At 46.4% G+C, this 13627-nt stretch carries 15 protein-coding genes; 3 read left to right on the forward strand and 12 right to left on the reverse strand.

Annotation, left to right across the window (positions count from 1 at the left end; translation table 11 throughout):
• The first annotated feature begins 84 nt into the window (after positions 1–84).
• Both fabF and rnc read left to right on the forward strand, forming a co-directional pair.
• On the forward strand, positions 85–1212 hold the full coding sequence (gene fabF, locus U5R06_13285; protein MDZ7723740.1) for a beta-ketoacyl-ACP synthase II: 1128 nt from the start codon (positions 85–87) through the stop codon (positions 1210–1212).
• A 94-nt stretch (positions 1213–1306) separates the two neighbouring features.
• Complete coding sequence (gene rnc, locus U5R06_13290) at positions 1307–1969, forward strand: ribonuclease III (GenBank protein MDZ7723741.1); 663 nt, start codon at positions 1307–1309, stop codon at positions 1967–1969.
• An 18-nt stretch (positions 1970–1987) separates the two neighbouring features.
• Here the strand turns inward: rnc and U5R06_13295 are convergent, their stop codons facing one another.
• The 12 genes from U5R06_13295 to U5R06_13350 form a co-directional block, all read right to left on the reverse strand.
• Positions 1988–2266 carry a hypothetical protein gene (locus U5R06_13295; GenBank protein ID MDZ7723742.1) on the reverse strand — a complete coding sequence of 93 codons (279 nt, stop codon included), beginning with the start codon at positions 2264–2266 and terminating at the stop codon, positions 1988–1990.
• Between the two features lie 21 nt (positions 2267–2287).
• Entirely contained in the window at positions 2288–2743 is a 456-nt protein-coding gene (locus tag U5R06_13300; protein ID MDZ7723743.1) for an AEC family transporter, read from the reverse strand.
• On the reverse strand, positions 2740–3240 hold the full coding sequence (locus U5R06_13305) for an AEC family transporter (protein ID MDZ7723744.1): 501 nt from the start codon (positions 3238–3240) through the stop codon (positions 2740–2742). The genes U5R06_13300 and U5R06_13305 overlap by 4 nt, the downstream gene beginning before the upstream one ends.
• 1 nt (position 3241) lies before the next feature.
• Positions 3242–4000, reverse strand: coding sequence for a 23S rRNA (guanosine(2251)-2'-O)-methyltransferase RlmB (gene rlmB, locus U5R06_13310; GenBank protein MDZ7723745.1), 759 nt, complete (start codon positions 3998–4000; stop codon positions 3242–3244).
• A 4-nt stretch (positions 4001–4004) separates the two neighbouring features.
• On the reverse strand, positions 4005–5165 hold the full coding sequence (locus U5R06_13315) for a D-alanine--D-alanine ligase family protein (protein ID MDZ7723746.1): 1161 nt from the start codon (positions 5163–5165) through the stop codon (positions 4005–4007).
• 66 nt (positions 5166–5231) lie between these two features.
• Complete coding sequence (locus U5R06_13320; protein MDZ7723747.1) at positions 5232–6668, reverse strand: DoxX family protein; 1437 nt, start codon at positions 6666–6668, stop codon at positions 5232–5234.
• A 251-nt stretch (positions 6669–6919) separates the two neighbouring features.
• Positions 6920–7384, reverse strand: coding sequence for a porin family protein (locus U5R06_13325; GenBank protein ID MDZ7723748.1), 465 nt, complete (start codon positions 7382–7384; stop codon positions 6920–6922).
• Positions 7385–7477: 93 nt separating this feature from the next.
• Positions 7478–8029 (reverse strand): FMN-binding protein, encoded by a 552-nt coding sequence (locus tag U5R06_13330; GenBank protein MDZ7723749.1) that lies wholly within the window; start codon positions 8027–8029, stop codon positions 7478–7480.
• A gap of 51 nt (positions 8030–8080) precedes the next feature.
• Positions 8081–9148, reverse strand: coding sequence for a porin (locus U5R06_13335; protein MDZ7723750.1), 1068 nt, complete (start codon positions 9146–9148; stop codon positions 8081–8083).
• 207 nt (positions 9149–9355) lie between these two features.
• The gene (locus tag U5R06_13340; GenBank protein ID MDZ7723751.1) at positions 9356–9943 is read right to left on the reverse strand and encodes a LuxR C-terminal-related transcriptional regulator; all 588 of its coding nucleotides are present in this window, start codon (positions 9941–9943) and stop codon (positions 9356–9358) included.
• Positions 9944–10149: 206 nt separating this feature from the next.
• Positions 10150–10626 carry a hypothetical protein gene (locus U5R06_13345; protein MDZ7723752.1) on the reverse strand — a complete coding sequence of 159 codons (477 nt, stop codon included), beginning with the start codon at positions 10624–10626 and terminating at the stop codon, positions 10150–10152.
• A gap of 184 nt (positions 10627–10810) precedes the next feature.
• Positions 10811–10963: a hypothetical protein gene (locus U5R06_13350; protein ID MDZ7723753.1), complete on the reverse strand. Its 153-nt coding sequence runs from the start codon at positions 10961–10963 to the stop codon at positions 10811–10813.
• A 412-nt stretch (positions 10964–11375) separates the two neighbouring features.
• Between U5R06_13350 and U5R06_13355 the strand changes: the two genes are divergently transcribed.
• Positions 11376–13625 (forward strand): glycoside hydrolase family 3 C-terminal domain-containing protein, encoded by a 2250-nt coding sequence (locus U5R06_13355; GenBank protein MDZ7723754.1) that lies wholly within the window; start codon positions 11376–11378, stop codon positions 13623–13625.
• Positions 13626–13627: the final 2 nt, after the last annotated feature.

The following is a 13627-nucleotide window of genomic DNA, read 5'->3' on the forward strand; positions in this document are numbered from 1 at the left end:
TGGGACTAGTCACCCTCTGGGTGAAAATCTGGATACATCTGGGAAAATATTGTTAATGGTAAAAGCGGTATCGGTCCTTTTACTTTGATTGACCCTGAACCGCATGCCACAAAAATTGCGGGCGAGATCAAAGACTTTGATCCGACAAAATACATCGAGCGCAAAGAAGTGCGGCGTACCGACCGTTTTACCCAGTTTGCTATGGCAGCTGCTGATCTTGCGGTCAGTCATTCCGGTATCGATTTCTCCAAAACAGACCGCGAACGCATCGGTGTCATTGTCTCTTCCGGCATTGGCGGCATGACCACGTTTGAAAACCAGTTTGAAAATTTTCTCAAATCAGGTCCCCGCCGGGTCTCACCTTTTTTCATCCCGATGCTGATTCCGGACATATCAGCAGGTCGTATTTCAATACGACACGACTTGAAAGGAATCAACCACTGTACGGTCACTGCCTGTGCATCGGCTTCACATGCGATAGGTGAATCGTTCAATGCGATTCGCGAAAACAGAGCGGTTGCCATGCTTACCGGCGGCAGTGAAGCGCCGATCACCCGCATGGGAGTTGCCGGCTTTAACGCTGCAAAAGCAATATCCACCCGCAATGATGAACCGGAAAAAGCCAGCCGGCCGTTTGATGCAAATCGTGACGGTTTTGTAATGAGCGAAGGCGGGGCCGTATTGCTGCTTGAAGAGCTGGAACACGCCAAGGCACGCAATGCACAGATTTATGCTGAAATTTGCGGTGCAGGATTTACCGGTGATGCCTATCACATCACAGCACCCTCGGAAGATGGCAACGGTGCGGCCCGTGCCATGAAGATCGCAATCCAACAAGCCGGTCTCACGGTTGAGGATATTGATTATGTCAATGCGCATGGAACATCAACACCGCCAAATGACAGAATAGAAACCCTGGCTATAAAAACAGTGTTCGGCGAACATGCTTACAATCTGCACGTCAGTTCGACAAAGTCGATGATCGGACACATGCTGGGTGCTTCCGGTGCGGCTGAAGCCATTGCGACCGTGCTCTGTATCAAAAACCACATGATCCATCCGACTATTAATTACGAGACGCCGGACCCGGATTGTGATCTCAATTATGTTCCCAATAAAGCTATAGAAAAAACAGTTCGTGCAGCAATCTCCAACTCTTTCGGGTTTGGCGGACACAATGCATCGCTTGTTTTTAAATCATTTACGGAATAGCTGCCGTGAAACTCAATCCGTTCAAACGTTTATTTAATAAAAATGAATGCTCCGGGTTTGAAAAATCGGATTACTCGATGACCTTTGCAATCGTTTGGACTATAAATTCGAAAACAAGAAATTACTCTACCAGGCTTTAAAGCACCGTTCATATCTCGCCTACTCCGGTGAATGCAGAACAGCGTCCAACGAACGACTGGAACTATTGGGGGATTCGGTTTTAGGGCTTGTGGTGACTGAATTTTTATTCGATAAATTCCCCAAAGAAACCGAAGGTATTCTGACCAACTATAAATCTCTACTGGTCAGCGGCCGATTACTGGCCGAGATTGCCAAAGACTTTGACCTGGGTGGATTTCTATTGCTGAACGATTCAGAAGAGCGGACAGGCGGAAGAAAACGGCGTTCTCTGCTGGCTGATGCGGTAGAGGCCATCATTGGAGCTATCTATCTGGACGGCGGCCTCCCCCCTGCAAAAGAATTTATTCACCACAATATCACCTGGCGGCTGGATTCTCTATTAAAAAACGGCCAGTTGCGCAACAACAAAAGTCTGCTGCAGGAGCATTGCCAAAGTCTTGGTTTATGCGGACCGTTTTACAAAATCGAACATGAAGAGGGGCCGGATCATAAAAAGCATTTTACCGTTTCAGTCACGGTTGACAAAAAAAAGCTGGGGTATGGCGAAGGCACTTCCAAAAAACGCGCCGAGCAGAAAGCGGCCAGTGAAGCTCTTCAGCGCTTAGATCTGATCTGATTGTCTACTGAATATCTATTATGATGTTGCAGCACTGGTTGCTGCGATCGTACCGGCTGCAGCGGCACCTGTGATAAGTGCTGCCTGGATGGCTTTAATTGATTTAATCGTCTCGCCCAGCAATTCCCCCTCTGTTATCCGTTCGATGCGGTCTTTGCGCTTTTTGAGTTCCTTGCGGTCAAAATGATAATGCAAAAGGTTTGTCACATCAGCCAGAGAAATTAACAGCGCTGTTCCTTTTTCATCCCGTAAAATTAAAAGCAATAATTGTTGGTGCAAATATAATTGTTCCTTCATACCAGAATCTCCGATTAAAAATCAGATTAACTGTAAATATCCCAAAACTGTAATTCCCAGAAATATAGTCACCATGGCCCCCAGAGTCGTCACGAGGATGATATTACCGGCCAGACGGCCGTTCGCACCCAAAGCCTCCGCCATCGGGTAACTGGCGATGGCCGTTGGAGATGCGGACAACAAATAAATAACACCCAGATCAATTCCGCGAAATCCAAGCAGGAATGCAACAACAGTATAAGCGAACGGCATCAGCAGCAGTTTATTCACCGCGGTTAAACCGGCCAGTTTGGCGTCCACTTTAAAACTGCGGCAGGTCAACTGACCACCTATGGCAATCAATGCCAGCGGCAGAGTCAGATTTGATAAATAGCCCAGTGTTTTGGCTAACAGCATCGGCACCGGAATATGCCATACGGAAAAGGGCAGCGCCACAGCCGCTCCGAGGACCAATGGATTGCTGAGAATATCCTTCATTGTCTGAAACGGATGGATACTTTTTCCTTATGCTGCGGCAAGGTGAGCGCCAGAATAGCAAGAATATTAAAGACCGGCATCAATACCGCCAGGATAATGGCCGCCTTGCTCAAGGCTGTATCTCCCAGTACATTATATATCAGGGCCATGCCGATAATGGCAAAATTACTGCGATAGCTTCCCTGAATAAAAACGCCGGTGTCCCGGCCATCGCACTGGAGCAGGATCGCATACACCGTCATCAGGAGGGTCCAGAGCAATGTGGCGGCCAGCACAAAGCCGATCAGTTTGCCGTTAAATACCTCGGAGAACTCTGTAAAAGCGATTCGCTCGAATACGAGGGCGGGCAAGGCCACACGAAAAACGACGAGCGAGCCGGTGCGGTTAAAGGTGTCATTGGTGACATTCCATTTTTTAAGGGCAATCCCCATAAACACCAGAAAGAAAACCGGCGCCACAGCATTGACCGTAAATCCGAATTGCTGTATCAAATTCATATTATGTATTCGACCGCATTCTCTGCCGCCTTGCTTCAAACATGCAAAGTGCGGCAGCTACAGAAACATTTAACGAATTAATGTGACCATGCATGGAAATGGAAGCGATAAAATCACAGGAATCCCGGACCAGCCGGCGTATTCCCCGCCCCTCACTTCCCATTATCAGCGCGGACGGTCCGCACCAATCTATATATTCAAAGGTCTGCTCTGCATCCTGATCCAGACCGGTAATCCAGAGCCGGCGCTGCTTGAGCTCTTTGATCGTGCGCACAATATTAGTGACCTGCACAACCGGGCAGTAAGCCGCAGCGCCTGCGGACGCTTTTACAGCCGATGCCGTGAGACCTGCAGCCTTGTCTTTGGGAATAATGACACCGTGCACACCGGCGGCGTCTGCGGTTCTGAGAATCGCACCTAAATTATGGGGGTCCGTAATGCCGTCCAGTATCACAATCAGCGGCGCCTCATCGCGCTTTTCCGCTTGCCTAAAAAGCTCATCCAGTTCAACATATCCGGGCAGCTCCACGCGGGCTGCCACATTCTGATGTTTATGAGTACCGGTAATCCTGGAAATATCGTGCGGGGAAACGCGCTGTAGCGGCACAGATTTTTGATCACAATAGCGTAAAATATCGCGGACAGGTTTTTGTCCGGCATCGCGTGATATATAAACAACTTTGATCCCCAACCCGCTGTCAATCCATTCCAGTATCGGATTGCGTCCGTAAATGAGACCTGTGTGCTTTTCTTTTGTCATATTATTATTCTTTAAACCAATCTGTTTTCGGTGTATAATTTACCTGCAAGTCACGCCGGGTACGATGGCGTTCGACAGCAAGATCAATCAAATGATCCAGCAGTGTCTGATAAGGTATGCCCGAGGCATCCCACAGTTTGGCATACATGCTGATCTCGGTGAACCCCGGTATCGTGTTCAGTTCATTGAGATAATAAGCGCCGGTTTTCGCATTCAGCAGAAAATCCACCCGGGCCATCCCCCGGGTATCCGCAGCCAGAAAGCTTTTTACAGCGGTTTGCTGTATCTGTGTTTGCAGATTTTGATCAAGCGGCGCGGGGATATTCAGAACGGATGCATTATCCACGTATTTGGCATTATAGTCATAAAACTCATTGGACGGCACCACTTCACCGGGCACACTGGCTCGGGGACGCAGATTGCCGAGCACGGCGACTTCAATTTCCCGGACATTGGGCACTGCCGCCTCGATGAGTATTTTTTCATCAAACCGGATGGCTGTATCCACAGCGGTGAGCAATGTATTCCGATCATGAGCCCTGGAAATGCCCACACTGGAGCCCAAACCCGCCGGTTTGACAAAAACGGGATATCCCAGATGTTCTTCCACGGCGCGGCAATAGTCGGCATGCGACGGACAGACCACCTGGCCTTGAAGAAGCTGATCGCTGTTCGCAGATTTCTCCTGCCAATCCTGTTTGTAAAACCAGAGATAATCCGGTACCGGCAAGCCGGATTGCCGGCAGATCTGTTTTTGCCAGATTTTATCCATGCACAAGGAAGATCCGAGTACTCCGGCCCCGACATAGGGCACATTCATGCATTCGAGCAATCCCTGCACGGTGCCGTCCTCACCGTACGTTCCGTGCAGCGCCGGAAATACCACATCAATGGGTAGAGATACAGACTGATCGTCTGTAAAAATGCGCGGGTGCTCCGGATCAATCGCCGGATACACCTGGGCCGGCGGCTCGCCCTTGCCCGATTTCATGTACTCTATCACCCGGTCACCATAGAGCCATTGACCGGATTTTGAGATACCGACGGGAATCACATTATATTTCTCTTTATTCAATGCAGAGATCACAGACTGTCCCGAGACCAGCGACACCTGATGTTCAGTGGAACGCCCACCTACGAGCACGGCAATATTGAGTAAAGACACAAAACTCTCCGTTTTTTGAATATTAAAATAATAAACTTTTGGCTAACAATCAAAGGGAATGTACGATCAGGGTTTGAGGTTTGTGTATGCCTGCACATATTCGGGTATTTGAACGTCAAAAGCAGACACGGCCATAGCTCCCGGATTGCCCCGACGGGCAAATTCAAATCCGCCCTGGATGGGCAATCGGCCCGCGGCAAGAACATGAGAAGCAATCCAGGGTTGCTCCAGTGTCCGCATATAGCGCAGCGTCTCCTCGGGATCCGGACACCAGACCGGATTATCACGTGTAAGCTCGGCGTTGCCGGTATTGCAGGTTTTCAGCCAGAAATCGGGTTGAATACGATGATTCAGGCACCATTTGACCGCCTGTGTTGAATGGGCGGCGATCCCTGCCGGAACACCGTATTGTTTCACCTGATCGACAAAGGCACGAATCAATTGATAGCGTCCGTGCGCCAGCAGATAATCGGCCGGCATTACACAGGCCGCGGCGCCCTGTCCGATAAGCTGCTCGGCACGTGCCAGCGCCTCATCCCAGGGACAAAGCGCAATATACTGCAGTGTTCTGCCTTCAGTTCGCCGGAATTGCTGCAGCGGACCGAGTGTAGACGGGAAGCCGATGATCGTACGCATGCCGGTGAGTTGCGCCAGCTTTAGGGTGGCAAATATGCGATCCGAATCGTAGCTGCTCCTGATAAGCGGATTCAGGTGTTCTGTGGCACGATCATTTGCCTCGCCGAGGAACAAATCTGTTAACAAACAGAGAGAACTGATTTTTAAAGAACCAAGGGATGCCGGTTGTATCTTTTTTTGCAGATATGCTGCGGTGACAATCAGTGAACCCGGTTCGTTTTTTTTCTGTTTTTCCGGGAAAAGATTCAAGCGGCTGAGCAAAAATCCGCCAATTCCCCAGAACGGAATAATCATAGCATGTTTCAGGATCTGACGTCTTGTCGCTTTGTCTTCGGCAGTTGGACGGCTGCTGCGTTTCTTGCCGGTTTTGCGGGCACCGGAACGCTGCAACGCGTCGAGAAGCGCATCCACGCCCCAGTACGCTCCAGTGGGAAACAGAATTATGGTGAACAAAAAGAGCAACTGTAACAAATCAATGCTGAACAACTGTATTGCATACTCTGGGGACAGCAATGAAAAATACGGGTTTTCCAATAAATAAAACAGCAGAGAAAACAAAAGAGCTGTTAATGCCGCAATTCGAGAGAACAGTCCCAGCATCAGCAGCAGTCCGGCAAATAAAAAGCCCCAACTGAAAAACACAGTTAGCAAGGCGCACAACCACGGCCAGGCGGCAGCCGTCCGCAGGAACGACATTATTTCCATATCCAGCAGCATGGCCTGAATATCCTGACCGCCGCCGGTTAAATGACTCAATCCGAGCAGGAACAGCCAGAGCCCGATCGTCATACGAATCAGAGTTAATCCGATTTTATGAACCCGGGTCAGGCTCTCACCAGATAGAGTTGTCTTTTTCTTTCTATGCATATAATGCCTGCCATATTTTTTATTACGCCTGATCAATTACCGCTTTTTAAACACTTTTTTAGTATGATTAGAATGACATACCAAACCACACATCAAAGGATTCGTTTTGTACAGAATATTGTAAAAGGTTAATACCAGAATCTGTAAAATCCTGGTTGTACCTGAATTCTATGCTTATCTTTTTACGTTGAGAAAAAGGAAACTGGATCCCGGCGGCGACACTTCCGCCCCAGGTCGTCGATTTCAAATGTTCAGCAAATTGATCCGTTACCAGTTACAGAAGAAAACAGCCATTTCCCTCTTCTGTATTCTGTCAAATAATCAATACGCGGCCCGGCCTGAATGAAAGGTGTGATGGATTTAGCAGGTACTTTTAGTTGCAGAAAGACAGGCAGTGATACATAATCCAGTCGGGTGTTTGCCCGAACTGTATTGATTCTTTTTCCGGTTTCACTGGTTTCAACTTGATCGTGAATAAACCCTCTTTGAGCGTATTCCAACTGTAAAGCGAGTGAGATATGATCAAAAATTTCTTTTTCCGCATACACGGCAACATTTAATCCGGAACGCCAATCTCTGGAATCAAAAAATCCGTCAATATCAAGCCTGGAACGAGTAAACGCCATCTTTGCACCATAATCAAATCCGGTTTTCGCCTGTATAACGACAGGAAAGGCGCAAGCTATAACAAAAATGGCAATTATTTTTAGTCTCATAACTCGTCTCCTATAACATAAAAATGCAAAAGATTCATTTTATACCCTGGAAGAATGCAGGTTTAAATTAAATGAATTAATCTATAAATGCAATCAAAATTGAGATGAATCAAGCAGGGTTTCCTGATTTTTATAGAGCTCATCCACAAAAATCAACCAGCGTCTCACACCCCGACTCACGGCATTTGAAGAACTCGTTGCTCCGGAGATTGCGTCAATCTTCCGGTCCAGAGATTGCTCCGAATCTATGGATACCCCGTAAAATTGCTCAAACCAGCGGCGGTCTATTATTTGCCTGCCGTAATGACCATGATAGTTCAATATGTCCATATACACCACAGTGCAGCTTGAATCGATAACAATCAGAGTCGAAATCAAGGCGGATCGTGCGCGAACGGCATCTGCTATGGCAAATGCAGAAAACCCTTGTTTTTCCAACGTCCAGAGATAGACAAAATCTTGTAAAAATTTCTGACTACTTTTTTTCTCAATATCAGATTCAAGTGCTTGCGGCAGAGTGTATCTTTTAAATAAAACGTCAAGATCCGAGTCCCAAGTCATGAGTTTTTGTTCTGCTTTTTCTTGCAAACCGGCAAAAACAGAATGAGTTATCAGTAAGAACACAAAAACAAGTATCGCTTTCATGATTGATCTCCAAAATCAGGGGATGGCTCCGGCGGAACCATCCCCTTTGAACTAAAACATGTATCCAACGCCCAAATTCAGCAGTTTCGTATCTGTTTCCTCCAGTTGATCGGTTTTGACAGCAAAATCCAATTTGAATACAACCGAGTCAATGGGTTTCACAGAAATGCCCATGAGCCATTTTTGATAGTGATATTGGCTTTCAAGTTCAGTAGGGTTTAGAGCTGAATGAACTGTATTATAATCCGTCCATCGAACCCAGGGTATAATTTCAGTATTCAAATTCCAAAACCGGCCAATATTATAACCAAGATCGATATAATAACCGACTGATGATTCGATTTCGGCTTCTGGTAAAGTATATTGATCGTAAAGAATGGTTCCATACTCTGCGGTCGCATAAATTCCATGGCGCTGATAGCGTCCGTGAAGTTCATACAACTGAAAGCCTACAGGATCTGCATCATTACGATAGGCATCATTGATCGACCAGGAAAATCCCACCCGGGCTCCGGCGATACCAGTATAATCCAGCCTGATGCTTTTCAGGAGATCATCGGCGTTGGCCTTGTACCCCTTTTGTCGGCCGCCTCTCAGCCCCGATTCAGGAGAAAATCCATCTGCATCGAGTCCTTCCATCAATGTCATATTGTATTCCAGGTCCCGAAACACTCCGTAAAAAGACATACCATTTCCAAACCAGGTTGTAGGGATGATTACTTTGGCGTAATCAGGCCGTTCCACACTTAAAAAAGTGGGGGGCTCATGTACCAGATTGAATATTCCGACAGGAGCTAAAACCACTCCCGCCCGAAATCCAAAACGCGGATCCGGATGAAAATCAACATAGGCCTGTTCAAGCTCAAGTTCTCCCTGTCCGCTTTTCACTAAATTGTGTTCAAGTTCCACCTCGGAATTGAAAGACCAAATGGGTGTCCATTCATGCCGGTAAAAAAGAATAAACCTGTGAAAGTCCAAAGTCCGGGTTTCCTGTGTGCGGTCCATATTATAATGCAACTCACCATATCCTCCAATGGAGGAAGTGGGTGAAAAAAATTCGTTTTGCCCCCGTACAACAACGGAGAGCAAAAGTATGACCAAAACAGTAAAAAACTTCATATTAAAACTCCTTTTTGTTTAAGATTAAAATTCATGGAAAATAACCGCAAAACATTGTTTTCCATCCAGATCATTGCGCAGCTGTCAAAGAATTGGTACTGCACATATGAACGGAATAATATACACGTATTTTCATACGCAATCAATCGCATGAAACAGTGATTTTTAATCGGATTTTATCCCTGTAAATGGGGATTAATCAAAGTATTATTGAACATCAAGATAATCATCAACATCAATAATATTGTTAATCACTTCCATAATAGCCAGACCGGCAATGGATTTGATGCCCAATTTTGCGGAAATATTCTTTCGGTGGGATACAACGGTGTGAACGCTAATGTGAAGCGCTGCGGCAATTTGTTTGTTGGGATACCCTTTAACCAATAGTTTCAGCACATCCAGTTCGCGATTGGACAAGGATTCATTTCGATTTGCTGTTTCCGAGTATGTAAATTTGCTTTTTACAATCTTTTCAATAAGCGCACTGCTATCCGACAAATAAATCAAATCATCAAAAATATTTTCCTGCTCACGGTTGAAAAAATGAGTTATCAAACCAACCTTTTTTACAGACGTCTGGTTTTTAAAAACATTAAGAAATCCTTGTTTTAGCAATTCGGTATTTACAATGATCAATTTGGGCATACCAGTTGCAATACGAGATTCAAATTCCTTAAATGAAGCAAGACAAACAATCTGGAATTCAGGCAGGGCCCGTCTCACTATTCGGATCAATCCCTCCTGAATAATTTCCGAGGATTCGATGATAACAATTTCAGATTCGGCATTCATTTATTCAGTTTCCATATGTTCTACAATGGGAATCAGTATGTGATTCTCGATAAAATCATGAATATTAATATCCTGTTCAAGATCAAACAAATCAAACGACATTTTCTTCTCACTACCGAATCATAATCTGGTGGTATATGTTTAAACAGGAGGTTTTTACGGGATTATCGATTTATCTTCAATATCTGGTATGATGTTTTTTAAAACTATGCAATACTGTATTCATATTTTTCAGAATGTCCATTCAAAAGCGCTTTTATATACGGAAAAACAATATCATTTTCATAGTTGATATGATCATACACTTCACTTGAATAATCCTGTAAAAATTTACTGATCAGCACAGAATATTTGTCAGACGCATCTTTTAGTTTTCGATTTAGCAAATTTTGCAGTCCTGGAATTTTCTCATACAAGAAATAACTGTGAGAATTTTCAAGAAATACCAGAATCTGCCCAGCGTCCGTATGGTCAAACTGTTCTGTCTTTATCGAGGTATTTTCAGGACAGCAGTAAAGCCGGGCAATAAACAGGAAAAGTGGTTCGTTCAGACCGTTGGCCAGACACAAGCCATGCACCGTCTGGTTTCCAAAACCAAACGGAACACCGAAATGCTCGAGCACCAAAAGCATGCGCGGATTAACAGATACAATATCAAACATTTTTGATTTAGCATTTAGCATGGATTATTCTCCAAGGAAATATCCTGAAAGCCATTATTTAACATTCAATCCATTACACGTTTGCAGAACTAGTCAACAGGACTCTATGGGTTCAACACAGCTCACCCGGAATTGTTCATTTTATTACTTTTTTTTTACTCCAATGTTTCAAGCAAATTCCGAATTTGAGTATCTGCATCCTTTATTATCGGGTCTCCATGTCCGCAATAAAGAATATCAATCGGTCATTCTGTCCAGACCGGTTATCCACAAGAGTTAATTCATTATTCGAGACCAGTAAATAAACATTGCAGCCGTGCACACCGTCTATTCTGTAAATACTCGGCAAAATTTCCATAGTCTGTTCCTGCCATTTTAAAGAGACCCCATTCGAGGATCGTAACTCGCTTTGCCATATTTCATTCCCTTGTCAACAGCTATGTAACTTTGACCGACGAGTTTATTGGTTGATCCAGTGCATACCGTTTCCAAAATTCAGAGATTATTTCATTCACAGATTTATACATAACAACCGTCCCCCTTTTTTCGTTCATATTTGCTTTTACACACTCAATAATTAAAGATTTTTTGCTGCAAATCCAAGAGAAAAAGAGACAATGAGGCTTGTTGAATAGCGTTTTTTTAATAAAAACAAAATCAGACCGGTTTCCACTTTTATTTTTCACGAAAAACCTTATATTTTAAAGAACACATTTAAATGGATGTGCATTTTACTAAAACACAAAAAGTACAAAATCAAGGAGATCCCTATGTCCAGATTTAGCACTTTCCTGTTCATCTACATATTAATCAGTGTGTTAACGGCACAATCTTCAGAGTATCCATTTCAAAACCCTGAACTCCCGACAGCTGATCGCATTGATGATCTGGTTTCGCGTCTGACCCTGGAGGAAAAAGTCAATCAGCTGCTTTACAATGCGCCTGCCATACCGCATCTGGACATTCCCGCTTATAACTGGTGGAGCGAATGCCTGCACGGTGTGGCGCGTAACGGCCGCGCCACGGTTTTTCCCCAGGCTATTGGTCTGGCGGCAACGTTCGATACGGACCTGATGTACCGTATCGGAGCTGTGATCGCCACGGAAGGGCGGGCCAAGTACAACGCCTGTTCGGCGCAGGGATACCGCGGTCAGTATCAGGGGCTGACCTTCTGGTCGCCGAATGTGAATATTTTCCGCGATCCGCGCTGGGGCCGCGGCCAGGAAACCTATGGAGAAGACCCATATCTGAGCAGCCGAATCGGTGTAGCGTTTGTAAGGGGATTGCAGGGCGATCACCCGAAATACATCAAAGCCGCGGGCTGCGCCAAGCATTATGTGGTGCACAGCGGTCCGGAGGGATTGCGGCACGAATTTGACGCCAAAGTATCCCGGAAGGACCTGTGGGAAACCTATATGCCGGCATTTGAAGCTCTGGTCACCGAAGCCAAAGTGGAAGGTGTGATGGGCGCCTACAACCGCACCAACGGAGAGCCCTGCTGCGCGCATCCGTATTTAATGCAGGACGTTCTGCGCGGTCAGTGGAATTTTGACGGTTATTTTACCTCGGATTGTTGGGCCATACATGATTTTTATGAAGGACATAATGTGGTGGAAACGCCGGCTCAGGCCGCCGCTCTCGCACTCAACACCGGCTGCAATTTAAACTGCGGAAATACCTATCCGGAAATACTCAATGCCGTTGATCAGGGTCTGGTCACAGAAAAAACAGTGGATCGGAATCTCAAGGAACTGCTGGGAACCCGGTTCCGCCTTGGTTTATTCGATCCGCCGGGCACCGTACCGTTTGACTCGATTTCCACTGACGTCATCAACTGCCCTGAACATCAGGCATTGGCCCTGGAAGCTGCGCAAAAATCCATTGTACTGCTCAAAAACAGCGACAACCTGCTGCCGCTGGACAAGAATTTGCGCAAAGTCTACATCACCGGGCCGCTGGCAACGGATTTGCAGTGTCTGCTGGGCAATTATTACGGACTCTCGGACAATATGATCACCATGATGGAAGGGATTACGCACTCTTTATCGGATCATACTGCGATTCAGTATCGCCAGGGCGCTTTGTTGAACCGCCCGAATGCCAATCCCATCGACTGGTTCAGCGGCGTGGCTGCAGCATCGAATGTAACCATCGCCTGCGTGGGAATCAACGGACTGCTGGAAGGTGAAGAGGGAGAATCCATTGCCTCGCCGAGCAAGGGAGACCGGTTTGATATTTCCCTGCCCCGGAGTCAGATGAACCTGCTGCAAAGCCTTCGCCAAAGCACGGATTCGCTGGTGGTCGTGCTGACCGGCGGCAGCCCATTCACCTGTTCCGAGGTGTATGAACTGGCGGATGCTTTGGTCTTTCACTGGTATTCGGGTGAACGCGGCGGACAAGCGGTGGCCGACATTCTGTTCGGGGATGCCGTACCCTCCGGACGCCTGCCGATCACGTTTCCGAAATCCCTGGACGATCTTCCGCCTTATGATGATTACAGTATGCCGGGACGCACTTATCGATACATGGAAAAAGACGCGTTGTTTCCGTTCGGATTCGGATTGAGCTATACGACGTTTGAATATCAAAATATAACCACCGCACAAGCAGCCATTCAGCCGGGAGAATCCACAACGGTTAGCGTGATGGTGACCAATACCGGGAGCATTGCAGCGGACGAGGTGGTGCAATTGTATATCCGGGATGACAAGGCATCTGTGCGCGTGCCGTACATTTCACTCAAAGACATGAAGCGAATTACTCTGAATCCCGGCGAACAGCGTAGCGTCTCCTTTGCCATTACCCCGGACCTGCTCAAGCTGGTTAACGAAACGGGCGAACGGGTACTGGAATCCGGCGACTTTACGCTTTTTATCGGCGGCGCCCCTCCCCTTTCCCGCAGTCTGGAGCCTGGGAGCAGCGCAATGGCAGGAAACTCTAATAACGGTTCAATAAAAAATATTCTTATACAAAACCGAAAACTCTGCTTGGAACGGCGCCCGATTGTCTACGGCTTTTGACA

Source organism: candidate division KSB1 bacterium (assembly GCA_034521575.1).
Lineage (GTDB): Bacteria > Zhuqueibacterota > Zhuqueibacteria > Residuimicrobiales > Krinioviventaceae > JAXHMJ01.

Coding starts and splice junctions, on each gene's coding strand:
- U5R06_13335 (MDZ7723750.1), bottom strand. CDS start 9,148: ATGAAGTTTTTTACTGTTTTGGTCATACTTTTGCTCTCCGTTGTTGTA.
- rlmB (MDZ7723745.1), bottom strand. CDS start 4,000: ATGACAAAAGAAAAGCACACAGGTCTCATTTACGGACGCAATCCGATA.
- U5R06_13350 (MDZ7723753.1), bottom strand. CDS start 10,963: ATGGAAATTTTGCCGAGTATTTACAGAATAGACGGTGTGCACGGCTGC.
- U5R06_13305 (MDZ7723744.1), bottom strand. CDS start 3,240: ATGAATTTGATACAGCAATTCGGATTTACGGTCAATGCTGTGGCGCCG.
- U5R06_13340 (MDZ7723751.1), bottom strand. CDS start 9,943: ATGAATGCCGAATCTGAAATTGTTATCATCGAATCCTCGGAAATTATT.
- U5R06_13295 (MDZ7723742.1), bottom strand. CDS start 2,266: ATGAAGGAACAATTATATTTGCACCAACAATTATTGCTTTTAATTTTA.
- U5R06_13300 (MDZ7723743.1), bottom strand. CDS start 2,743: ATGAAGGATATTCTCAGCAATCCATTGGTCCTCGGAGCGGCTGTGGCG.
- U5R06_13320 (MDZ7723747.1), bottom strand. CDS start 6,668: ATGCATAGAAAGAAAAAGACAACTCTATCTGGTGAGAGCCTGACCCGG.
- U5R06_13345 (MDZ7723752.1), bottom strand. CDS start 10,626: ATGCTAAATGCTAAATCAAAAATGTTTGATATTGTATCTGTTAATCCG.
- U5R06_13355 (MDZ7723754.1), top strand. CDS start 11,376: ATGTCCAGATTTAGCACTTTCCTGTTCATCTACATATTAATCAGTGTG.
- U5R06_13330 (MDZ7723749.1), bottom strand. CDS start 8,029: ATGAAAGCGATACTTGTTTTTGTGTTCTTACTGATAACTCATTCTGTT.
- U5R06_13325 (MDZ7723748.1), bottom strand. CDS start 7,384: ATGAGACTAAAAATAATTGCCATTTTTGTTATAGCTTGCGCCTTTCCT.